The 21,060-nt window shown below is 66.0% G+C and carries 21 protein-coding genes; 11 read left to right on the top strand and 10 right to left on the bottom strand.

Features of this window, described 5'->3' with window-relative positions; genetic code table 11:
* Positions 1–19: 19 nt before the first annotated feature.
* Genes BEMPMBAN_RS01535 through BEMPMBAN_RS01525 form a run of 3 tightly spaced genes read right to left on the bottom strand, consistent with a single transcriptional unit; the run spans position 20 to position 2,451 of the window.
* A complete protein-coding gene (locus BEMPMBAN_RS01535; protein ID WP_159228655.1) occupies positions 20–1,261 on the bottom strand; it encodes an SLC13 family permease in 1,242 nt (413 codons plus the stop codon).
* A complete protein-coding gene (locus BEMPMBAN_RS01530; RefSeq protein ID WP_159228654.1) occupies positions 1,252–2,166 on the bottom strand; it encodes an MBL fold metallo-hydrolase in 915 nt (304 codons plus the stop codon). The genes BEMPMBAN_RS01535 and BEMPMBAN_RS01530 overlap by 10 nt, the downstream gene beginning before the upstream one ends.
* 18 nt (positions 2,167–2,184) lie before the next feature.
* Positions 2,185–2,451, bottom strand: a complete 267-nt coding sequence (locus BEMPMBAN_RS01525; RefSeq protein WP_159228653.1) for an ANTAR domain-containing protein — start codon at positions 2,449–2,451, stop codon at positions 2,185–2,187.
* Between the two features lie 120 nt (positions 2,452–2,571).
* Here BEMPMBAN_RS01525 and BEMPMBAN_RS01520 point away from each other — a divergent pair, with 120 nt between their 5' ends.
* Positions 2,572–2,841, top strand: coding sequence for a type B 50S ribosomal protein L31 (locus BEMPMBAN_RS01520; RefSeq protein ID WP_159228652.1), 270 nt, complete (start codon positions 2,572–2,574; stop codon positions 2,839–2,841).
* 45 nt (positions 2,842–2,886) lie between these two features.
* Here the strand turns inward: BEMPMBAN_RS01520 and mrf are convergent, their stop codons facing one another.
* From mrf to BEMPMBAN_RS01505, 3 genes are all read right to left on the bottom strand, one after another.
* A complete protein-coding gene (gene mrf / locus BEMPMBAN_RS01515; RefSeq protein ID WP_159228651.1) occupies positions 2,887–4,080 on the bottom strand; it encodes a ribosome hibernation factor-recruiting GTPase MRF in 1,194 nt (397 codons plus the stop codon).
* Positions 4,081–4,155: 75 nt separating this feature from the next.
* Complete coding sequence (locus BEMPMBAN_RS01510; RefSeq protein ID WP_159228650.1) at positions 4,156–4,869, bottom strand: TIGR03943 family putative permease subunit; 714 nt, start codon at positions 4,867–4,869, stop codon at positions 4,156–4,158.
* A complete protein-coding gene (locus BEMPMBAN_RS01505; RefSeq protein WP_159228811.1) occupies positions 4,866–5,864 on the bottom strand; it encodes a permease in 999 nt (332 codons plus the stop codon). Before BEMPMBAN_RS01505 ends, BEMPMBAN_RS01510 begins: the two co-directional genes overlap by 4 nt.
* Positions 5,865–5,963: 99 nt before the next feature.
* On the opposite strand from BEMPMBAN_RS01505, the gene BEMPMBAN_RS01500 reads away from it, so the two are divergent.
* Together BEMPMBAN_RS01500 and BEMPMBAN_RS01495 are read left to right on the top strand one after the other, a co-directional pair.
* On the top strand, positions 5,964–6,248 hold the full coding sequence (locus BEMPMBAN_RS01500; RefSeq protein ID WP_159228649.1) for a DUF1490 family protein: 285 nt from the start codon (positions 5,964–5,966) through the stop codon (positions 6,246–6,248).
* A 44-nt stretch (positions 6,249–6,292) separates the two neighbouring features.
* The gene (locus tag BEMPMBAN_RS01495; protein ID WP_272952203.1) at positions 6,293–8,452 is read left to right on the top strand and encodes a heavy metal translocating P-type ATPase; all 2,160 of its coding nucleotides are present in this window, start codon (positions 6,293–6,295) and stop codon (positions 8,450–8,452) included.
* A 104-nt stretch (positions 8,453–8,556) separates the two neighbouring features.
* Here the strand turns inward: BEMPMBAN_RS01495 and BEMPMBAN_RS01490 are convergent, their stop codons facing one another.
* Positions 8,557–9,321 (bottom strand): class I SAM-dependent methyltransferase, encoded by a 765-nt coding sequence (locus BEMPMBAN_RS01490; protein ID WP_159228647.1) that lies wholly within the window; start codon positions 9,319–9,321, stop codon positions 8,557–8,559.
* Positions 9,322–9,383: 62 nt separating this feature from the next.
* On the opposite strand from BEMPMBAN_RS01490, the gene BEMPMBAN_RS01485 reads away from it, so the two are divergent.
* From BEMPMBAN_RS01485 to BEMPMBAN_RS01475, 3 genes are read left to right on the top strand one after another with little or no spacing between them, the layout of a single operon-like run.
* Positions 9,384–10,418, top strand: a complete 1,035-nt coding sequence (locus tag BEMPMBAN_RS01485) for an ABC transporter substrate-binding protein (protein WP_234897249.1) — start codon at positions 9,384–9,386, stop codon at positions 10,416–10,418.
* On the top strand, positions 10,415–11,506 hold the full coding sequence (locus BEMPMBAN_RS01480; RefSeq protein WP_159228646.1) for a FecCD family ABC transporter permease: 1,092 nt from the start codon (positions 10,415–10,417) through the stop codon (positions 11,504–11,506). The genes BEMPMBAN_RS01485 and BEMPMBAN_RS01480 overlap by 4 nt, the downstream gene beginning before the upstream one ends.
* Entirely contained in the window at positions 11,503–12,282 is a 780-nt protein-coding gene (locus BEMPMBAN_RS01475) for an ABC transporter ATP-binding protein (protein WP_159228645.1), read from the top strand. Before BEMPMBAN_RS01480 ends, BEMPMBAN_RS01475 begins: the two co-directional genes overlap by 4 nt.
* A gap of 184 nt (positions 12,283–12,466) precedes the next feature.
* Here BEMPMBAN_RS01475 and BEMPMBAN_RS01470 read toward each other — a convergent pair whose 3' ends face one another.
* Positions 12,467–13,231, bottom strand: a complete 765-nt coding sequence (locus tag BEMPMBAN_RS01470) for a LamB/YcsF family protein (protein ID WP_159228644.1) — start codon at positions 13,229–13,231, stop codon at positions 12,467–12,469.
* A gap of 10 nt (positions 13,232–13,241) precedes the next feature.
* Positions 13,242–13,922 carry a zinc ABC transporter ATP-binding protein AztA gene (gene aztA / locus BEMPMBAN_RS01465; RefSeq protein WP_159228643.1) on the bottom strand — a complete coding sequence of 227 codons (681 nt, stop codon included), beginning with the start codon at positions 13,920–13,922 and terminating at the stop codon, positions 13,242–13,244.
* Positions 13,923–13,942: 20 nt separating this feature from the next.
* Between aztA and aztB the strand changes: the two genes are divergently transcribed.
* The 5 genes from aztB to BEMPMBAN_RS01440 all read left to right on the top strand — a co-directional run bounded on the left by aztB (position 13,943) and on the right by BEMPMBAN_RS01440 (position 19,839).
* The gene (gene aztB / locus BEMPMBAN_RS01460; RefSeq protein ID WP_159228642.1) at positions 13,943–15,958 is read left to right on the top strand and encodes a zinc ABC transporter permease AztB; all 2,016 of its coding nucleotides are present in this window, start codon (positions 13,943–13,945) and stop codon (positions 15,956–15,958) included.
* Positions 15,955–16,860, top strand: a complete 906-nt coding sequence (gene aztC, locus BEMPMBAN_RS01455) for a zinc ABC transporter substrate-binding protein AztC (RefSeq protein WP_159228641.1) — start codon at positions 15,955–15,957, stop codon at positions 16,858–16,860. The genes aztB and aztC overlap by 4 nt, the downstream gene beginning before the upstream one ends.
* A gap of 37 nt (positions 16,861–16,897) precedes the next feature.
* Positions 16,898–18,094: a zinc metallochaperone AztD gene (gene aztD / locus BEMPMBAN_RS01450; protein WP_159228640.1), complete on the top strand. Its 1,197-nt coding sequence runs from the start codon at positions 16,898–16,900 to the stop codon at positions 18,092–18,094.
* A 576-nt stretch (positions 18,095–18,670) separates the two neighbouring features.
* Positions 18,671–19,531: a mycofactocin-coupled SDR family oxidoreductase gene (locus BEMPMBAN_RS01445; RefSeq protein ID WP_159228639.1), complete on the top strand. Its 861-nt coding sequence runs from the start codon at positions 18,671–18,673 to the stop codon at positions 19,529–19,531.
* An 8-nt stretch (positions 19,532–19,539) separates the two neighbouring features.
* Positions 19,540–19,839 carry a WhiB family transcriptional regulator gene (locus BEMPMBAN_RS01440; protein WP_272952198.1) on the top strand — a complete coding sequence of 100 codons (300 nt, stop codon included), beginning with the start codon at positions 19,540–19,542 and terminating at the stop codon, positions 19,837–19,839.
* 15 nt (positions 19,840–19,854) lie between these two features.
* Here the strand turns inward: BEMPMBAN_RS01440 and BEMPMBAN_RS01435 are convergent, their stop codons facing one another.
* Complete coding sequence (locus tag BEMPMBAN_RS01435; protein WP_159228637.1) at positions 19,855–21,000, bottom strand: GTP-binding protein; 1,146 nt, start codon at positions 20,998–21,000, stop codon at positions 19,855–19,857.
* Positions 21,001–21,060: the final 60 nt, after the last annotated feature.

Genomic DNA, 21,060 nt, shown 5'->3' with positions numbered 1-21,060 from the left:
GGATTGTGGGGGTTGGGGGTCAGATCCCGAACAGATGTATCCCCGCCCATAACCCCAGCACCGCTGCGATCAGCACCGCTGGGGTGGTGCACAGGCCTATCCGGCTGAACTCGCCGAAACCGGCGCCCAGGTCTCGCCGGACCACGGCCCGCCACAACAGGTTGGCCAGTGAGCCGACATAGGTCAGGTTCGGCCCGATGTTCACCCCGATCAGCACGGCGAGCACCGCGGGTGCGCCGGCCACCGTCACCAGCGGCAGCAGAACCAGCACGGCGGGCAGGTTGTTGACGACGTTGGACAGCACCGCGGCCACGGCGGCGATCCCGAGCAGCGAGAGCAGACCCGTACCGTCGGGAATCACCTGTCGCATAGCCGATTCCATGCCGCTGTTCATCGCTGCGTCGACGACGACGCCCAGGCACAGCACGAAGGCCAGGAACGGCACATCGGCGGCGGCGGCGATCCGCGTGACGGAGGTGTGCCCCCGTTGGAGACCGCGAACCCCGAGCACGACCGCCCCGGCCAGCGCGGCCCACGCGGGCGACAAGCCGGCCAGGGAGGTCACCGCAAAACCGACGAGCGTCAGTCCGAGGACCACGAGGGCGAAGACGGGTATCTCGATCGGCGTGCAGGCCGTGTCCCTTCGGGGTCGCACCGCCAAGTCCTTGGCGAAAAGCCAACGCAGGAGCACGAACTCCACGGCAACTGCGGCCAGCCAGGGCAGTGTCATCACCGCGGCGAAGTGCAGAAAAGTCAGTCCGGCGGCGCTGAACGCCAGCAGGTTGGTCAGGTTGGAGACGGGTAACAGCAGTGAGGCGCTGTTGGCCAGGTGCGCGGTCGCATACGCGTGTGGGCGGGGCGAGACGCTCAGGGTGCGCGCGGTGGCGAGGACCACCGGCGTCAGGAGTACCACGGTGGCATCCAGGCTGAGCACCGCGGTGACCGCGGCAGCTATGGCGAAAACCGCTGCGAGCAACCGATTCTGACTACCCGATGTGGCACGCGCCATCGCCGTGCCGGCCGCCTGGAAGAGGCCTTCGTCGTCGCACAGCCGCGCCAGTACCAGCACCGCTGCCAGGAAGCCCACCACCGGGAGCAACCTGCCCACCTCGGACACGGCCTCCTGCCAGGAGATCGCTCCGCCGCCCAGGACCAACGCGGCAGCAGGAACCGCGACAACGGCCTCCGGCCAGCGGTGCGGCCGCACGAGCGCGAACCCGAGCACGGCGATGAGCGCGACCAGCGCCAGAATCAACTCCACGGATCGCCGCGTCGCCACAGCGGGGGAAGGTGTAGTGCCACGCCGTCGTCGACGGCGAGCCGGGTCAGAATCCGCATCGACACGTCCAGGTCGTCGGCGGCATAGGGCAACGCGCGCAACGGTTGGTCGAGAGGCCGGAAGAAGTCGTCCCAGTGGATCAGCACTACGCGGCGGGCTCCGACCATCCGCACGGTCTGTGCCCAGTACTCGGTCAGGTAGCTCTGCGGCTGCAACCCCAATTGTCCGACGCCCAGGTAGGCCACCTCGGCCCGGTGGCCGGTCAGCGCGTCCGGAAGAAACCCGGCGCTGCCGACGATCAACAGCCGCCGGCCGGTGGGGCGGTGGTGCACGAGCATCGACCACGCCTCGCCGCAGCGGTATGCCGAGGCCTTCACCGGGGGAACGATGGGCGCGGTGATCGTTCCGGGGAACCGGTCGGGGGGACAGTGGTCACCCTCGATCAGCGTGATGTCGTAGTTCCCGACGGTGATCGGCTCCCCGGACTCGACAGTGCTGACTTCGTCGAGTCCCTGTCCGCGCCCGATCTGGGCGGTCGAGGTACCACCGATCAGGCGGGCGCCGGTCAGTCGGGCGACGACGGCCGAATCCATTGCGTGGTCGAAGTGGGTGTGCACCGGAACCAGGCCGTCGAGTCGGCTCACCCCGAGCTGGGACAGCCCGGCGCGGATTCGCTCGTGTGACGACGCCAGCTTTCGGGTGGCTACGGTGAGAAGACTTGGCCGGGAGAAGAACCCGTCGGTCATCAGCGCAGAACTGCCGTCGTCGATGTGCAGCGTGGTGACACCACCCCAGGCGACCGTGAGCGGGCTTGCCGGCGACGCCGGGGGCACGTCGAAGTGAGCGGAGTAGGAGTCCAGGTCGGGCCGGCCGAACTTCATTCGCACCACGCCACATTAGGCGCGTTACCCGTCGGATGGGGCGGGGAACTCCAGTCGAGTGCCCCAGATCCGCGAGGCCTCGGCATGGTGCGCGGGAGGTGCGGCGTTTGCCTTCGCCAGGAAGATCAACGCGTTCGCGGTGTCTTTCAACGGCACACCCGTCTGATGCACGACACGAGCGATCTCCTGGAAGGCTTCGTCTTCCGAGCACCGGCGCAGTCCCATGATGATTCCCACGGCGACATCGATACTCCTGCGGGCGGTGACGCCCGTTGCCGGTGTTGCGTACATCGCTGCGTCGAACCTCCCTCTCCCTCAAGTGGGAATGGTTTTCAATTACCGCCGTCGACTGTACGCTGATCCTCGAACTTAACGATAATCATTATCAATAACAGCATGCGGAGGTCGCACGTGAAGCCCGGAATCCACCCCGACTATCACCCGGTCGTCTTTCAAGACGCCAACACGGGGAAGGCGTTTCTCACCAGGTCCACGATCGCGAGCACCAAGACGATCGAGTGGGAGACGCCGGAGGGGGTGCGCGAGTATCCCCTTGTGGTCGTGGAGGTCAGCGCCGACTCCCACCCGTTCTGGACGGGTAGTCGCCGGATCGTGGACTCCGCGGGGCAGGTGGAGAAGTTCCGCCGCCGGTACGGCGCCCGGCAATCCGGCGCAAGTTGAAACGTTCGGTGAGTTTGGCCTAGACGGGACGGGTCTCAGCCGATCTCATCGCCCTCCTGCATCCCGCTCCTGCGCGGCGCCGTCATCAACCTTGTCGAAGTCCTCGCAGGGGTCCTCGTGCCACTCCCCGAACGGATCGTCGTAGGCCGCCCATTCTTGCGGCTGTGACAACTCCTCATCGGTGAGTAGGGCGCGGTGGAGCACTCCACGGATGCCGTCCGGATCGGCGCCGCAGACCAGGACGGTCAGTGCCACGTGGCGATCTGCGAAGCGTTCATTCCACAGTGGGGCAGCAAGCGCAACACGTTCGGGGTCGGCATCAGCGACCTCGGCGGGGCTCATCGCGGCCAGCCACTCGCCGGCGTGGCCGACCCGCAGTCCTCCGCCGGCGGATTCGATCCACACCACGGTGCCGGGCTGGCTGGCCAGCCATAGCCGCCCGCGGATTCGCACCACTCCCTCGAGGAGGTCGTCGATGGCGACGTGCAACCGGTGTGGGTGAAACGGCCGATCGGCGCTGAACTCGACCAACGCCACGTCGCCGTCCCGGCTCAGGGGAGGCTCTCCGCCGAGCAGATGCTCGTGTGGGTCGTGGTCTCGTCCGCGTCGGGTGTTGGAGCCCAGGCCCGCCAGCGCGGTCTCGAGGTTTTCGGTATCGATCGTCATCCGCGCCCGCGGGGCGAGCCGGCGCAGCACCGCGAGGGTCCGGCGATCAAACTCGGTGAGAACCAATAGATCCGCGAATTCCGCCTGGCCGACCGCGATCTGTGCCACGGTCCGGTCGTCGTCGAGCGCTTCTTCGCTGAGCGCCTGTGTGAGCCATTGTGTGGTGTCCACGGTGCTCACCACCGCATCGATGCGGACGTCACGCCCGGCCGGACCCTCGATGTATCCCGGCCCGACCTCGACGACGACGTTGTTGATCGCCCAGCACACCGGCTCTGGTTCCAGCCATGGCCCGAGATGAACGACGATTCGGTCGACGTCCTCGCGGCGATGGATTCGGCGCAACAAGATGAGCAGATCGTCGCGCGTGGTGCAGCCGACACAGCAATTGGCCAGTTCCAGCGGCCGTTCCGAAACGTGCACCTGATTGTCTCGCAGGATACTGACCGACCGGACGACGACCTGCCCGTCGAAGTGGTGTGTCACCACCACCGTTCCCGGGGTTCGCACCAAGACCTCACAGAGGCTGTCAGTCAGCAGTTGACCGGCTACTACGACCACCGGAGTTCGCATCACACATCCGCCCAATTGAAAACCGTTATCATTAGCGGTATCGACGCTACCTCTCGGAGGCCCGCTTGTCGAAACTCAGTAGACGTACGTGTTCGCAGGTGGCTCGATCTGCTGCACCATGGACACGACCATCGTCGGAATGGTCCGAAGAGATGAATCGTGCTGTCCGGTGGCGACTTTGCCCTCCACTCTGACCCAGGTGCCGTCCGGTAGGTCTGCGGCGTTGCCAGCTGCTGGCCCGCCGAGTGTGATGCGGGCCAACTGGCCGTCCGCCGCGCAGCACAAGATGACGATCCGGCCCAGATCGGTGCGGTCACCGTCCTTCATGGTGAATCCGGTGACGGTGACCAGCCGGTCGTTCAGCGATCCGGCCGAGTCGCGGGCGTTGCGAACCAGCAACTCCGGCAACGAGATCTCAGGCGCCCGTTCGTCGGGCAGCGGCGGGTACGGCCGCCGCAGCACGTCGGTGGAGACCTCGTTGACGGTGCGCAGCTGGGACTGCGCACCGAGCGCCGGTGGAACGACGAAGCCCAGTAGGCCGATCGGCAGCACAAGCAGCCAGACCACCTTGGAGCTGTGTCCGTGGTCGTCGTGGTCATGTCGCTCCGGCCCCCGTCGGACGTCTCGGGCAATCGACACCACGGCCAGGGCGATCAGCACGACGGCGGAGGCCAACAGCCAAGGCTGCAGTGACGGCCTGACGTAGCGCGTGTAGGCCCCGGTGACGGTGATGATCATCGTGCAGACGCCGACCAGCAGCAGCACCGCGTTCTCGGTTTCGCGGCTCACCGGTTGCCCACCACCAGTAGTCCCACACCCGTGGCCACCACCGTGGCGACCAGGAAGGTGATCGGGGCGAACCGCACCGCGAAGGCGCGGCCGAACATGCCGACCTGCATGGCAAATAGCTTGAGGTCGATGGCGGGGCCTACCACCAGGAACACCAGCCGCGGTACCAGGGGCAGCATCGACAGACTCGCCGCGACGAAGGCGTCGGCCTCCGAACACAGCGCCAAGATCACCGCGAGTAGCGCCATCACCGCGATACCGAGCATCAGCTGGCCGGCGAGGTGCTCGAACACCCACGACGGCACGAGGATGTGCATCGCGGCCGCGGCTGCGGCGCCGACCACCAGATACGACGAGGCCTGCAAGAAGTCGTGCCGGGCGGCTTCGGTGAACACGGTCCAGCGGGAGCCGTCGTGTTCGTGAGCCTTCGGGACTTGGCGGGTGATCCACCGGGCCCGGCCGAAGCGCGCCCAGAGACCGCCCATCACAAGGGCTGTCATCAGCGAGGCCACGCACCGCGCCAGCACCATCATCGGTTCGCCGGGAAACGCCACCGCAGTGGAGACCAGCACGATGGGGTTGATGGCCGGTGCGGCGAGCATGAACGTCAGCGCTGCCGCACCGACGGTGCCGGCGCCGAACAGCCGTCGGGCTATCGGAACCGAACCGCATTCGCAGCCGGGCAGAGCTGCGCCACTGACCCCTGCGGCCAGGATCGCGGCTGCGGGCCGCCGGGGCAGCCAGCGAGCCAACCGATCGGGCGTCACCAGGGCTGCCACCGCACCGCTGACCATCACACCGAGCGCCAGGAATGGCAGCGCCTGCACGAAGATCCCGGCGAACACGGTCGCGGCAGTGGCGATGTCGGGTGTTCCCCTGACCAGGCTGCGAAGCGTTCCACCCGCCAGCGCCAAAGCGATGATCACGGCGACGAACACCTGCATGGAGCCGATTCGCCGAGTCGTCGACTCTGTCCCTACGGCCACGGCGGCCATTGTGCCAGCCACGGCACAGTCGCTCGTGTAGTTGGACGGAGAGTGGGCCGGCAAAGGTGAACCGCGCCGACGACCTTCCCCGCCCGCTAAGGTGGGGGGATGGTTCTGGGTGCATTTTTAACGAAGGCGGCGTCGACTGTGGTCACGGGTGCCGTAGGTGTGGCGGCCTACCAAGGTGTTCGAAAGGTCGTCGCGAAAGCCCCGGTTCGAGAAGCTTCGGTGACTGCGACCGCGTGGGCGCTGCGCGGCGTCCGGCAAGCAGAAGAGGGCGCCGAGTCGGCGCGCCTGAAGGTGGCCGACGTGGTGGCCGAGGCCCGTGAGCGAATCGGGGAAGAGGCACCGCCGCCGGCTGTGGCCGACGGTGCGCACGGTCACGACCACTGACCGTCGTGGTGGCACTGTCGGTCGTTTCCGATGCGGCGGGACGAATGCGGCTGCAGGCGCCATGGTTTCGCCAGGATTCTGCACGCGCCGTCGCGATCGAGGATGCGGTCGAGCAGGTTCCAGGTGTACGTGCTGTGCATGCCTATCCCCGCACCGCGTCGGTGGTGGTGTGGTATTCGCCGAAGCGTTGTGATCGAACCGCGGTCCTCGCGGCGATCGAGTCGGCGGCCGGCGTCGCCAGAGAATTGATTCCCGCGCGGTCGCCTCGCTCTGCGGACATCGCGAACAGCGACGTACTGCGGATGGCGGTCGGAGGGCTGGCGCTGGTCCTGCTCGGCACCCGCAGATATGTGTTTGCGCGTCCGCCGCTGCTCGGGCCGACAAGTCGGCTCGTGGTCACCGGCGCAACGATCTTCACCGGATATCCGTTCCTGCGTGGCGCATTGCGCACGTTGCGCGGGAACCGTTCTGCAGGCACCGATGTCCTTGTCAGCGCTGCGACGATCGCCAGCCTGGTGCTGCGTGAGAACGTGGTCGCGCTGACGGTGCTGTGGCTGCTCAACATCGGTGAGTACCTGCAGGATCTGACTCTGCGGCGCACCCGTCGGGCGATCGCCAACCTGCTGCAGGGCAATCAGGACACCGCATGGGTGCGACTGCCTGACGGCACTGAGGTCGAGGTGGCGACCGCCGAACTGCGGGTAGGTGACGAGGTGATCACCCACGATCAGGTCGCGCTGCCGGTCGACGGCACCGTCGTCGACGGTGAGGCCATCCTCGATCAGTCGGCGATCACCGGCGAGAATCTGCCCGTCGCCGTCACATCGGGTGCGCGCGTCTTCGCCGGTTCGGTGGTCGTTCGCGGTCGCCTGGTGGTCCGAGCCGAGGCGGTCGGTAGCGAGACGACGATCGGCCGGATCATCGCGCGGGTGGAGGAGGCGCAGCAGCACCGTGCGCCCATCCAGACGGTGGGGGAGAGCTTCTCGCGCCGGTTTGTGCCCGCGTCGTTCCTGCTTTCGGCCGCGACGTTGATCGTCACCCGCGACGTGCGCCGTGCGATGACGATGTTGCTGGTGGCGTGTCCGTGCGCAGTCGGTCTGTCGACTCCGACCGCGATCAGCGCGGCGATCGGCAACGGTGCGCGCCGCGGCATCCTGATCAAGGGCGGCTCCCATCTCGAGGAGGCGGGCCGAGTGGACGCCGTCGTGTTCGACAAGACCGGCACCCTCACAGTCGGCCGGCCTGTCGTCACGAACCTTGTTGCTTTCCATAAGGATTGGCAACCCGAACAGGTGCTCGCCTACGCCGCGAGCTCGGAGATCCATTCCCGCCACCCGTTGGCCGAGGCGGTGATCCGGTCCACCAAAGAGCGACACATCGAGATCCCTCCCCACGAGGAATGTGAAGTACTCGTGGGCCTGGGGATGCGAACGTGGGCCGACGGCCGAACCCTGCTGCTGGGAAGCCCCTCACTGTTGCGCCAGGAGAAGGTCCGGGTGACCAAGAAGGCGACCGAGTGGGTGGACACCCTGCGTCGGCAGTCCGAGACACCGCTGCTGCTCGCGGTCGACGGAAAGCTGGTCGGATTGATCAGTCTGCGAGACGAGATCCGTCCGGAGGCGGCTGCCGTGCTGGATCAACTGCGGGCCAACGGCGTACGTCGGGTTGTCATGCTCACCGGCGACCATCCCGACACCGCTGCGGTGGTCGCTGAACAACTCGGTATCACCGAGTGGCGGGCCGAGGTGCTGCCTGAAGACAAGCTTGAGGTTGTCCGTGATCTGCGCGAGCAGGGCCATACGGTGGCGATGGTGGGTGACGGTGTCAATGACGCGCCCGCACTGGCAGAGGCCGACATCGGGATCGCGATGGGCCTGGGCGGAACCGATGTCGCCGTGGAGACCGCCGATGTCGCGCTGGCCAGCGATGATTTGACGCGACTGCTCGACGTGCGGGACCTCGGCGCTCGAGCGGTTGACGTGATCCGGCAGAACTACGCGATGTCGATCGCCGTCAACGCGATCGGCCTGGCGATCGGAGCCGGCGGCGCGCTGTCTCCGGTATTGGCCGCCGTGTTGCACAACGCATCCTCGGTTGCGGTGGTGGCCAACAGTTCCCGGCTGATCCGCTATGAACTCACCAGGGCGTCGACAGCAAGCGTCGGTGCGGGGACATCTGGTGCGGCAGCACCGCTATCAACGTAGAACTGAGGATTCGAGGAAACCGGCGTCCGGCATCACTTGCGGCGGTTCAATGCCAGCTGATCACGGCGCCGAATCGGCCGCCCGGGTTGGCGCTACCGACGACGTCACCTGACCCCGTAGACGACGTAGTCGTCGAGGTACTGCCACAGGGTGCCCACCTCCGAGAATTCCGCGCACCGTAAGGCCTCGGTGTGCAGGCCTGCCGTGGGCTTCCTGTTCTCGGGTGAATGGGCGAACCTGCGGTCGCGTTCGGCAATCAACTCTGCAAATCCATCGGATTCCCGCAGCGTGGCCCACCAGCTGTCCCAGTCCGCCACGCCGCGAGTGAAGGACAACCGCTGGTGCTCGCGGTCGTCGGCTTCGCCGACCTCGCGGAGGAACGAACCGGCTGCATGGGACAGATGATCGGCGTTGAAGAACATGCCGCCGCGGTCCAACACGTCCCCGAGGAGGTAGTACAGACGTACCAGGTCAGGGGTGGGAAGCCAATGCAGCGCGGTGCTCGACACGACCGCGTCCGGCCGGCTGCCGGACAAGGCCGCCGGCCATGCCGGGTCGCGCAGGTCGGCTTCGACGATCGACACTCGATCGGCATAGTCACGGAGATTGTGTCGCGCCAACTGCTGCAGAGCGGGGTCGTAGTCCAGTGCGGTAACAGTCACCTCCGGGAAGCGCTGCAGGATGAGCTTCGAGAAGGAACCCAATCCTGCCCCGATGTCGAGGACGGATCGCACCTCGGGAAGCGCGTAGGCGATCGCATCGAGGATTACCGAGAACCTGCCCGCCCGGTGCCGCACATAGGCGTCCTGCTGGTGCTCCCACGAGTCGATCAGGTCGTCGAGTCGGAGGGAGGAATCTACGGTGCTCACAGACTGCCTTTCGGTCGCGCTCCGCATCACGTACGGAGTCGTCATCGGCTACGCTCCATGCCGTGTCCATCGTAATGAAAACCATTACCGTTAGTGCGGTGGGGCTGATGGCGCTGGTTGTCGGTGCGTGCGCGTCCAGCGGCGATCATGCCGCGGCCATCGATTCACCGCGTTCCCAGGGCGAGGGCGCAACCGCCTATCCACTTGTGATCGAGAACTGCGGGGTCCCGGTGACGTATCCGGCACCGCCGCAGCGCGCTGTCACGTTGAACCAGACAGCTGCGGAGATCCTCATCCGGCTCGGAGTCGAGGACCGTATCGTCGGTACCGGATACGAGATCGAGAAGATCAACGACGATATCGCGCCTCAGTACGACGCCATTCCGCAGCTGTCTGCACATGGCCAGGAAATCAAGCACGAAGCGCTGCTATCCGCGCAACCCGACTTCGTCTACTCGTCGTTCGCGAGCTTCTTGACCGCTGAGCAGTCGGGCACCCGCGAGGAGCTCCACCGTCTGGGCGTTTCGACCTACCTGACCGAGTTCGACTGCACCTTCCATCAGGCCGTGGCCGGCGCCGGTTTCGATCTACTGTTCGACGAGTACCGGCAGCTGGCAAGCATTTTCGACGTCGCCGGACGCGGCGAGCAGATGGTCACCGAACAGCAGGCGGTGATCGACAGCGGGCTCGACGCCGCACAGCAGATCGACGGCACGCCGACGGTGATGTGGTTCTACTCCACCTACGGGGGAACTCCGTACGCGGCGGGGCCTGGCGGATTGCCCCAACACGTGTCCGAACTCATCGGCGTGGCGAACATCTTCGACGATGCGTCCACGAAATGGCCGGAAGTGAGTTGGGACGAGGTGGCGGCCCGCAATCCGGACATCATCGTCCTCGCCGACCTGACCCGCGGCGAACCCGGCGACACTGCGCAAGAGAAAGTCGAACTGCTCAGATCCGATGCACTGACCAGCCAGTTGCCTGCTGTCAAGAACAACCGTTTCGTGGTCATACCGGGCAGCTATATGGACCCGGGTTACAGCAGTGCCTACGCGGTTCCCGCGCTAGCTGAGGGCATCGTCGGACTCCAATGACCGGCATCGCGCTGGAACCGCAAGCAACCACAGGGCCGGCCTCGGGAGGCGGAAAACGGAGCCTCCGGCGGTCGATCGGACTGGGTGCCGGTTTTGCCGTCGCCGTCGTCTCGTTGCTGGTGTCGGTTGTCACGGCATCCATGGTCGGGACGGCCGATATCAGTCCCCTCGAGGTGGTGTCGACCATCCTGCGGCACACCGGCCTGAGTGCGATAGCGCCGACGGAACCGCTACCTCCGCTGCTCGATGCGCTGGTGTGGCAGTCCCGGGTGCCCAGGGTGCTGCTCGCCGGGGTGGTCGGTATCGCCTTGACCATCTCGGGTGCGGTCCTGCAGTCGGTGACGCGCAATCCGCTTGCCGATCCGTATCTGCTCGGTGTGTCGAGCGGGGCGTCGACCGGGGCGGTCGCGGTGCTGCTGCTCGGCGTCGGCGGCGGACTGTCGCTGTCGGCCGGTGCGTTCGTCGGAGCACTCGCTTCTTTCGGGGTGCTGCTGATGCTGATCGGAGGCGGACGGGTGGCCAACCCGGCACGCGTCGTCCTCACCGGTGTGCTCGTCTCCCAATTTTTTGCCGCCGTGACATCGGTGATCCTCATGGTCAGCGGTGATGCCAACTCGACCCGCGGCTTCATGTACTGGTTGCTCGGATCCCTAGCCGGTGCCCGGTGGGAGCCGGTTGCGCTGGCCAGCATCATCGTTTTCGTCGGAGTGGTGATGATCTACTTCTTCACCCCGGCGCTCGACGCCTTCACGTTTGGCTGGGACGCCGCTGAGGCTCTGGGCATCAACGTCTTTGCGGCCCGCTTCTGGCTGATGGCTCTCAGTGCGGTCGTCACCGCGGCGGCGGTGGCCGCTTCTGGTGCCATCGGCTTCATCGGGTTGCTGGTCCCTCATGTCGTCCGCATCCTGATCGGGCCGATGCACCGCACCTTGTTGCCGATGGCGGCCCTGGTGGGGGCGGTATTCCTGATCTGGGTCGATACCTTTGCCCGAACTGCGTTCTCGCCCAACGAACTCCCGGTCGGAGTCATCACCGCGCTGCTCGGTGCCCCGGCTTTCGCCTTGGTCCTGCGCCGGGTGAACTCATGACAAGTGGCATTGCCGCAAAGGATGTTTCGTGGTCGGTCAGAAAGCAACGCCTTCTCTCCAGTGTCTGCCTCGAAGCCGTGCCCGGTCGACTGGTCGGATTACTCGGACCCAACGGGTCAGGTAAGACGACGTGCCTGCGCCTGCTGGCCGGCCTCCGCAAGCCCGAAACCGGATCGGTCAGTTTCGACGGCGTGGATGTGCATAGCATGCCCCGGCGCGCCGTCGCGCGGCGTCTGGCAGTTGTCGAGCAGGATCTGTCGGCGCACACGGATCTCACGGTGCGCCAAGTCGTCGAGATCGGCCGCACACCGTTTCGCGGCCGCTTCGACGCACTGACTCCCCGGGACCAGGAGATCATCGACGGGGCGCTGAGGAAGGTAGACCTTCTCGACCTGCAGCACCGGCACTGGCACAGCTTGTCCGGAGGCGAACAGCAACGTGCCCAACTCGCCCGTGCGCTCGCACAAGAACCTCGCGAGATCCTGCTCGACGAACCGACCAACCACCTCGACATCCGGCACCAACTGGAGTTGCTCGAGCTGTTGCGCTCCATCGACGCCACTTGCGTGATCGCGTTGCACGATCTCAATCTCGCCGCCCGGTACTGCGATCAACTCGTCGTCCTCGACAGGGGGAGCGTGGCTGCGGCGGGAGCTCCCGAGCAGATCCTCACCCCGGAGCTCATCAGCAGGGTGTACGGGGTCGAAGCCGGACTCGACCGAGAGCCTGTCACCGGGTGCGTGCGCATCACCTTCCATGGGTCGGCGGCACGGTGACACGCGGTTCGCGCAGTTCTCGGTAACCGTGGGTGGCTATTTCACGATCTCGGCGAGTGTCCGCCAGCGCTGCTGTTTCAGCGGAGATCGGGAGTTCTGCAGAAAGGGACACCGTCCTCATGTGTCGATCATGCCGCCGGGGAAGTCTCAAACAAAGCGCTTGGCATCCCATCGATGCGCCCCGCTAGCTGAACGGCGACAGCGTCACACCCTCAGCGATCAACTGTTCCCGCACCGCCGTTGCGATCTGAACTGCGCCCGGCGAATCGCCGTGCACACAAACCGATTCCATCACAATGGGAATCGTCGAACCGTCCACAGCCACCACCCGTCGGTCGGTCACCATCCCAACCACCCGGGCAGCGATCTCAGCGGGATCGCTGAGCACCGCGTCGCGCTCCCGCCGCGAGACCAGCCGGCCGTCCGGGCGGTAGGCGCGGTCGGCGAACGCCTCGGCTACGGTGCGCAAACCCAGCCGCTCGGCCTCGGCGAACAGGGCTGACCCGGTCAATCCCAGCACCGCGAGCCCCGGGTCCACCGCGTGCACCGCTTCGACTACAGCGCGCGCTTGATCTTGATGTTCGACGATCGAGTTGTACAGTGCACCATGGGGTTTGACGTAGCTCAGCGAGGTCCCCGCCACCCGAGCGAGAGCCTGCAGGGCACCGATCTGGTAGATGACGTCGGCGGTCAGTTCCTCCGGCGGCACATCGATGAATCGCCGTCCGAAGCCCTCGAGGTCGCGGTAGCTGACCTGTGCACCGATGCGCACGCCCCGCTCCGCAGCGGACCTGCAGGTGCGTGCCAACGTGGCAGCGTCGCCGGCGTGGAAGCCGCACGCGATGTTGGCGCTGGTGACCAGGTCGAGCATGGCGTCGTCGTCGCCGAGGGTCCACACCCCGAAGCTCTCGCCGAGGTCGGCGTTGAGGTCGACGGATGCGCCGGTCATGGTGCCAAGACTAGTGCGTTCCGGCCCCGTCGATGTCTTTGTCGAGGTCGATTCGGTGGTCTGCCGCACCCGCTACGTCGGCGTCATGGGTCGCGGCGACGACCGTCGTCCCTGCGTCCGCGAGGCTGCGCAGGTGAGCGATCACCTGCGACCTCGACGAAGAATCGAGGCCGGTGGTCGGCTCGTCGAGCAGGAGAAGCGGCGCCTCCTGGGCGAACGCTTGCGCGAGCAGCACCCGCTGGCGTTGACCACCCGACAGTTCTCCGAGTGTGCGGCGCCGTAAGCCGGTGAGGCCGAGGGCCGTGAGCCAGTGTTCGACGACCGCGCGGTCCGCGGCTGTCGGGCGGCGCACGAGTCCGAGTCGGCGCCAGCGACCCATCATCACCGCCTCTGCGGTTGTGATCGGGAACGTATCGGTCACTTGGCTTCTCTGCACGGCAAACGCGACCTCACCGACACTGACGTGCACCGTCCCGCTGTCCGGCACCGAAACCCCGGCGAGCAACGCGAGCAGCGTCGACTTGCCCGCTCCATTGGAGCCGACGACCGCCGTGATGGCGCCAGGAGTCACCGACAGCGACAACCCACGGAAAACCGGGGCTTGCGCATAGCTGAAGTCGACGTTGCTCAGCTCGATGCGAGCTGAGTCGACCGCGGCCTCGGAGCTGCTCTTGTTGATAATGATTGTCATTACTGCTACCACTGTACGGCATGACGCCCTGGCTCACCGAACCGTTCGAAGCGGACGTCGTGCTGCGAGCACTGGTGGCCGGCGTGATCGCCTCCTGCTTGTGTGCACTGGTCGGATGCTGGGTGCTGTTGCGTCGCAGCGTGTTCCTCAGTGAGGCGATGACGCACGGCATGCTGCCCGGGGTGGCACTGGCAGCATTGGCCGGGTTCAGCCTGATGGCAGGCGGACTGACCGCTGCTCTGGTCATGGCCGTGGGCGTAGCCCTCGTCGGCCGCTCCTCGAAGCTCTCCTCGGACACCAGCACCGGGCTGCTACTGGTCGGCATGCTCGCGCTGGGGGTGATCATCGTCTCCCGGTCGCAGAGCTTCGCCGTCGACCTCACCGGCTTCCTGTTCGGTGACGTGTTCGCGGTACGAACCCACGATCTGGTCGTGCTCGCCCTGGCCTTGATCCTGGCGATCGGCGCGGTGATGGTCGGCCATCGGGCCTTCGTGGCCGTGACGTTCGATCCGCGCAAGGCCAGCACACTGGGTTTGCGCCCGCAATTGGCGATCCCGGCGCTGACGGCGCTGATAGCGGTTGCGATGGTCGCGTCGTTCCACGTGGTGGGGACGCTGCTGGTGCTCGGGTTGCTGATCGCGCCGCCGGCCACGGCGCTCACGTGGGCCCGTTCCATCCCGCGTGTCATGGCGCTGTCCGCGGTCATCGGTTCTGCCGCGGTGTACCTGGGTCTGGTCATCTCCTGGCACGCAGGCACCGCCGGCGGGGCCACCATCGCGGTCGTCGCCGTGCTGATCTTCTTCCTGTCCACGTTGTTGTCGCTGATGCGCACCAAGTGGAGGCGGGTCTTGATCGTCGCTGCCTCGGCCGGTGTGGTCGCCGGGTGCGCCGGCGGCGGCCCGCCATCGGCACCTCAGACGAACGTCGACAACGGGAACGGGAACGGGAACGGGAACGGGAACGGCGATGTAACCGTCGAGGGCGCCCGGGAACTCGACGGGCCGCTCACCAAGCTGGTGCTCGTCGACCCCGCCACCGGGGAGACGGAGGTCTATGACGCGGTCGACGAGATCGGAACCCGCATCGGCTCCTACGGGCCGGTGACCGCGATCAGCGGGGACGGTCGCTTCGCCTACCTGCAGACCGGCCAGACCACCACCGTGGTGGATGCCGGCGCGTGGACTTTCGACCACGGCGATCACTACCACTATTTCGCCACCGAGCCCGCGATGGTCGACACGATCGACTTGCCGGTGGTTGATGCGAGCGCCAGCAACACGCTGGTTGCCATCAAAACCTCCAGCGGCACGATTGATTTCGTCGACCGGGAGAAGCTCGGCGAGAAGTCGGTGGCCAAGCCCGCCGATCTCTCGGTGGATGACGATGTCGCCGTTGCGGTGCCCTACGGCAACCGGGTGGTCACCGTGAGCGGTACCGGTCAGCTCCGGGTGGTCGATGCTGACGGCACTACGGATCTGATCGGCGAGTGCCCGCAGCCTGGGTGGTCGTCGCCCACTCGGCGCGCGGTGGTAGTCGGGTGCGGTACCGGCGCGGTGCGGGTGACCGGAGGTGACGGCGACCTGACGGTCACCCCGATACCGTTCCCGGCCGGGGCTCCCGCCCAGGGCCCGAATCGGATGGATCACCGTGACCGCTCCGATGTGTTCGCAGGTGTGTCCGCCGCAACGGTGTGGGTGCTCGACAGCCGCCAGCGGCGGTGGACCCTGATTCCGGTGCCAGATGCCCTGGCAGCCAACACCGCCGGTGATGGCACCGTCCTGGTCCTGCACCGTGACGGGTCCCTGGGAGCATTCGACGTCAACACAGCCGTAGAGACTTCCCGGGTCCCATTGTTCGACGCCGCGGTGCCCGTGGACAAACCACAGCCGGTGATCGAGATCGACTCCGACCGTGCGTATGTGAACAATGCGTCCGCTCGGGAGGTCTACGAGATCGACTACGCCGACGGCCTGCGCATCGCCCGGACCCTGCGCACCGGGGTCCCGCCCGGTTTGATGGTGGAGTCCGGCCGATGATCCGCGCGTCGGTTGTCTGGTTGATCGCGCTGCTGGGCGCAGCGCTGACGGCATGCGGCGGTTCGACCTCCACCGGTGAGATCGTCGTCACCACGAACATCCTCGGAGATGTCGTCCGCAACATCGTCGGCGACACAGCCGACGTCCGAGTGCTGATGAAACCCAACGCGGACCCGCACTCGTTCGGGGTCTCCGCACAGGATGCCGCGGCCATGAACAGCGCCGGCCTGATCGTGTACAACGGTCTCGGGTTGGAGGAGAACATCACCCGCAATGTCGAAAGCGCCGAGGAGAACGGGATTTCGACGCTCGCGGTCGGCGAGCGGATCAACCCGATCGACTACCCGGAGGGCGAAAGCGCCGGCACACCGGACCCGCACTTCTGGACCGACCCGCAACGGATGATCACCGCTGTCGACGTCATCGAACGCACGATGATCCGTGAAGTCGAGGGAATCGACACGGCGGCCGTTTCACGAAACGCCGAGCAGTATCGACAACAACTTCGTGAACTCGACACCTCGATGGCCCGCGATTTCGCGGCCATTCCGCCGCAGCGCCGCAAGTTGGTGACCAACCACCACGTTCTCGGCTACCTCGCCCAACGGTTCGACTTCACCGTGATCGGCGCGATCGTTCCCAGCGGCACCACGCTGGCCGCACCCAGTCCCTCGGATCTGCAGTCGCTGGTCGGCGCGATAGACGCCGCCGGGGTGCCGGCCATCTTCGTCGACTCTTCCCAACCGGAGAAGCTGGCGAATGTCTTGGCCCAACAGGCTGGCGTGCACATCCGAATAGTGCCCCTCTACAGCGAATCCCTCAGTCCACCAGGCACACCCGGCGGCACCTACCTCGACATGATGCGAGCCAACGCCGACTCCATCGTTACCGGCCTGCGATAGCCGCAGGCATCTGAAATCAAGCTCGGAAGGAGCAATCATGTCCACATCGCGGTGGCTTTACCGCGTCGGAGCAGTGTCGTTCACGGTGGCCGCGCTGGCGGCGTGTTCGGGCAACACCTCTGAGGGTCCCGAGAGCGCGGAGCCGACGGCGGAACGCCAAGCGCCGAACGCTCCCATCACCGAGCCGTTGGTCGCCACCTACGACGGTGGCCTCTACGTGATCGACGGTGAGACGCTCGAGGTGGCACAGGACATCCCGTTGGACGGCTTCTTGCGTGTGAATCCGGCCGGAGACGCAGACCATGTCCTGGTCACGACAGCGGAGGGCTTCCGGGTACTCGACGCGACGGCTGGGACGTTGACCGATAACACCTTCCCGGCTGCCGACGCCGGGCATGTGGTCGCCCACGGGGAGCGCACGGTGCTGTTCGCCGACGGTTCGGGTGAGATCACTGCGTTCGATCCGCACGCTCTGGCGGACGGCATGCCGGAAACCCAGAACTTCGTGACGCCCGACGCGCATCATGGTGTGGCGGTGATCTTGAGTGACGGGACGCTGGTGCACAGCATCGGTGACTCGGAGAACCGCACCGGTGCGGTGGCGATGCAGGGTGACCGGGAGATCGCCCGCAGCGAGGACTGTCCCGGCATCCACGGTGAATCGGTGGCCGCCGACGAAGTCGTCATCCTGGGGTGTGAGAACGGGGTCCTGGAGTACGCAAACGGCGAGTTCACCAAGATCGCCAGCCCAACGCCCTACGGGCGGATCGGAAACACCCGTGGTCATGAGGACTCGCCGGTGGTGCTCGGTGACATGAAGGTGGATCCAGACGCCGAACTCGAGCGGCCGCAGCAGTTCTCGTTGATCGACACCACCACCGACCAGCTCCAACTGGTGCGGCTGCCCGAAGGGGTGAGCTACTGGTTCCGGTCGCTCGGCCGAGGGCCGCAGGCAGAGGCGCTGATCCTCGGCACCGACGGCAAGCTCTACGTGTTCGACCCGGTGACCGGCGACATGGTGCGGTCCATCCAGGTGACCCAGCCGTGGTCGGAACCCGACGACTGGCAGCAACCCGGACCGGCGGTCTTCACCCGCGAGGACGCCGTCTACATCAGCGACCCGGCGGCCAAGCAGATCCACCTGGTCGACCTGCAGGCCGGTCAGGTGACCACCTCAGCGACGGTGGAGCAGACGCCCAACGAGCTCAGCGGGGCCGTCGGCCACGATCACTGACAGCAACAGTTCGCCACGGCCGGTGGGCGGTCTCCGCTCACCGGCCGTGCCGGTCGATCGCTCAGTTCAGGCGGCTGGTCTTCGCAAGGTTGTAGTCGGCTTGCAAGCTCAAAGGCAGTTCGCCGCTGTCCCATCGGCCTGCGCTGATCCAGCGGCACACGGTGTCGGCCTCGGCCTCGGTGTGAATCGGTCCAGCCCACTGTAGGGCGGATACGGGCACCCGATCAGTGGTGCACGGCTGCAGTAGTAGCACTACTCCACGATCGGATCCCCGGGTGGCGCAACCGAATCTGCCCATGAGGCAGCGGGTCACGACGAGTACGCCGTGCGGACAGCTGCGAACCACCGCACGCAGTTTCGGCATGACCATGTCCGTGAGTTGCGGAGTGCACCCCTGACAGACGGCGATGGTGAATGGTCGGGCGGTGAAACTACGTTCGGTTCGCAACAGGTGCACTCCTCCGCGGATCGCATCGACGACGGTTAATGACAATGATTGTCAATAAATGTGGATTCAGGTTACAGTGCCACCGAAGCGTTGTCGAAAATCATTTCCATGTACGGAGGAGGTCGCTGATGGGTCGGATGACCGGCAAGGTCGCATTCGTCACCGGGGCTGCCCGCGGTCAAGGGCGCAGCCACGCCGTCGATCTCGCCGACGAGGGGGCCGATCTCGTGATCGTCGACATCGGCGAGGACATCACGACCAACGGATACCCTCTTGCCTCTCCGGCCGACCTCGAGGAGACGGTCCGCCTCGTCGAGAAGGCGGGCCGGCGGGTCATCTCCGCGCAGGTCGATGTCCGTGACCGCGTGGGGCTCAGCAAGGTCCTCGACGATGCGGTGGCCGAACTGGGCGGCCTGCACGTGATCGTGGCCAACGCGGGTATCTGTCCATTGGGAAACGACGTTCCCGTGCAGGGCTTCGTCGACGCGTTCGATGTGGACTTCGTTGGAGTCGTCAACACGGTCCACGCGGGGTTGCCGCATCTCGATCCCGGGGGATCGGTCATCGTCACCGGATCCGTGGCCGGGTTGGTTCCCCAGGCCGGCGGCGTCAACGGCCAAGGCGGGCTGCAAGGTGCTGGCGGTGACGGCTACGGTCTGGCGAAGAAGATGATCCGCGACTACACCCGTTCGCTTGCGCTGACCCTCGGACCCAGCAGGATTCGAGTCAACGCCATCCATCCGACGAACGTCGACACGGACATGTTGCAGAACCCGGCGATGTACAAGACCTTCCGTCCGGACCTGACCGATCCGACGCGCGAGGACGCCGAGGTCGCGTTCCCTTTCATGCAGGCGATGCCGATCCCGTACGTCGAGCCGTCCGACATCTCACATGCGGTGGTCTACCTGGCCTCCGACGAGTCCCGTTATGTGACCGGCCAACAGCTCTTTGTCGACGCCGGGGCCTCACTCAAACTCGGTATCTGAGCGCCCAGTTGGAATCCGCACACCGGATTCTCACGCCGACACTGGAATCGTGGGAATGGCAGCTGAGGGGGCTTTGTCGCGGGATGCCCTCGGAGGTCTTCTTCACTGCTGAGCACGACAAGGGGCAGAGGCGGCTCGACCACGAAAAGAGTGCCAAGCAGATCTGCCGAGCGTGTCCAGTGCTGCTTGAGTGCAGACGGTACGCTGTCGAGGCTGCTGAGCCCTATGGGATTTGGGGCGCTACGACACCGCAGGAGCGCAGGAGTCTCGGTCGCGAATCGGGCCCTGCGGTGAAGCCGGCTTCTTGACCGGCGACGTCGCGGTCAGCCGCTGTGGTTATGGGCGACAACCCACTTCGGCAACGGGTCTGAGTAGCGCCCCCACCCATCCTCACCTTGAGCCATCTCGGCATCCGTGAGCACCGCCGACTCCAGCAGCGCCGTCAGCCGCGGCCGATCGATTCGAACGCCGATGAACACGATCTCCTGCGAGGGCTCGATCTCGGTGGAGGACCAGTACTGTGCCGGTTCGATGACCATGTTGGGTCCGGCTTGCGACCAGATCGCCGCTATCGAGGGTCGCGTCGCGATCCAGCAGAATCCCTTGCTGCGCAACAGTCCACGCACTTGGTCGAGGGCATCCGACAGGCGTTGCGGATGGAATGGCCGGTCGGACCTGAAGGTCATCGAGCCGATACCGTATTCCTCGGTCTCCGGGGTGTGACCGTCGGCGAGTTCCTCGTCCCAGCCCGGAGCCTGGGCAGCGGCAATCGGATCAAACAGTCCGGTCTCGAGGACCTGGTCGAGGTCGACGACGCCGTTGTGGGTTCTGATCAGCTTGGCAGTGGGGTTGAGCCGACGCAACAGCGCCTCGACAGCGCCGAGTTGGTTGGGATTGACCAGATCGGTCTTGTTGAGCAGCAGCACATCGGCGAACTCGACCTGGTCGGTCAGGAGGTCGGCAATGCTCCTGGCATCGCCCTCGCCGGCGGCCATCTGCCGGTCGGCCAGCGCCTCGCCCTTGGCGAGTTCGGTGAGGAACGTCGACGCGTCGACGACGGTGACCAAGGTGTCCAGTTTCGCGAGCTGCCCCAACTGGAAGCCGTCCTCGAACTCCCACTCGAAGGTGGCCGCCACCGGCATGGGTTCGGAGATGCCGGTGGACTCGATCACCAGCTGATCGAAGCGGCCCTGGCGCGCCAAGGCGCCGACCGCCTCGATGAGGTCCTCGCGCAGCGTGCAGCAGATGCAGCCGTTGGTGAGTTCGACGAGCTTCTCCTCGGTGCGATCGAGATGACCCTGCCCGGCGACGAGAGCGGCATCGATGTTCACCTCGCTCATGTCGTTGACGATGACTGCCACCCGCCGCCCCTCGCGGTTGGCGAGGATGTGGTTGAGCAGCGTGGTCTTGCCGGCGCCGAGGAAACCGGAGAGGACGGTGACGGGGAGAAGCGAAGGAGTGGGGGACATAGCCTTAATGATAATCATTGCCAATAAGACGGTCGTCGCCCAGCGTCGTTTAGGCGGGAG

This window comes from Mycolicibacterium austroafricanum (genome assembly GCF_902705885.1).
GTDB lineage: Bacteria > Actinomycetota > Actinomycetes > Mycobacteriales > Mycobacteriaceae > Mycobacterium > Mycobacterium vanbaalenii_A.
Note: the sequence above shows the minus strand (reverse complement) of the source record. Positions and strands in the feature narration are given on the sequence as shown.

Coding starts and splice junctions, on each gene's coding strand:
- BEMPMBAN_RS01445 (WP_159228639.1), top strand. CDS start 18,671: ATGGGTCGGATGACCGGCAAGGTCGCATTCGTCACCGGGGCTGCCCGC.
- aztC (WP_159228641.1), top strand. CDS start 15,955: ATGATCCGCGCGTCGGTTGTCTGGTTGATCGCGCTGCTGGGCGCAGCG.
- mrf (WP_159228651.1), bottom strand. CDS start 4,080: ATGCGAACTCCGGTGGTCGTAGTAGCCGGTCAACTGCTGACTGACAGC.
- BEMPMBAN_RS01505 (WP_159228811.1), bottom strand. CDS start 5,864: ATGGCCGCCGTGGCCGTAGGGACAGAGTCGACGACTCGGCGAATCGGC.
- BEMPMBAN_RS01435 (WP_159228637.1), bottom strand. CDS start 21,000: ATGTCCCCCACTCCTTCGCTTCTCCCCGTCACCGTCCTCTCCGGTTTC.
- BEMPMBAN_RS01500 (WP_159228649.1), top strand. CDS start 5,964: ATGGTTCTGGGTGCATTTTTAACGAAGGCGGCGTCGACTGTGGTCACG.
- aztA (WP_159228643.1), bottom strand. CDS start 13,922: ATGACAATCATTATCAACAAGAGCAGCTCCGAGGCCGCGGTCGACTCA.
- BEMPMBAN_RS01470 (WP_159228644.1), bottom strand. CDS start 13,231: ATGACCGGCGCATCCGTCGACCTCAACGCCGACCTCGGCGAGAGCTTC.
- aztD (WP_159228640.1), top strand. CDS start 16,898: ATGTCCACATCGCGGTGGCTTTACCGCGTCGGAGCAGTGTCGTTCACG.
- aztB (WP_159228642.1), top strand. CDS start 13,943: ATGACGCCCTGGCTCACCGAACCGTTCGAAGCGGACGTCGTGCTGCGA.
- BEMPMBAN_RS01495 (WP_272952203.1), top strand. CDS start 6,293: ATGCGGCTGCAGGCGCCATGGTTTCGCCAGGATTCTGCACGCGCCGTC.
- BEMPMBAN_RS01475 (WP_159228645.1), top strand. CDS start 11,503: ATGACAAGTGGCATTGCCGCAAAGGATGTTTCGTGGTCGGTCAGAAAG.
- BEMPMBAN_RS01480 (WP_159228646.1), top strand. CDS start 10,415: ATGACCGGCATCGCGCTGGAACCGCAAGCAACCACAGGGCCGGCCTCG.
- BEMPMBAN_RS01525 (WP_159228653.1), bottom strand. CDS start 2,451: ATGTACGCAACACCGGCAACGGGCGTCACCGCCCGCAGGAGTATCGAT.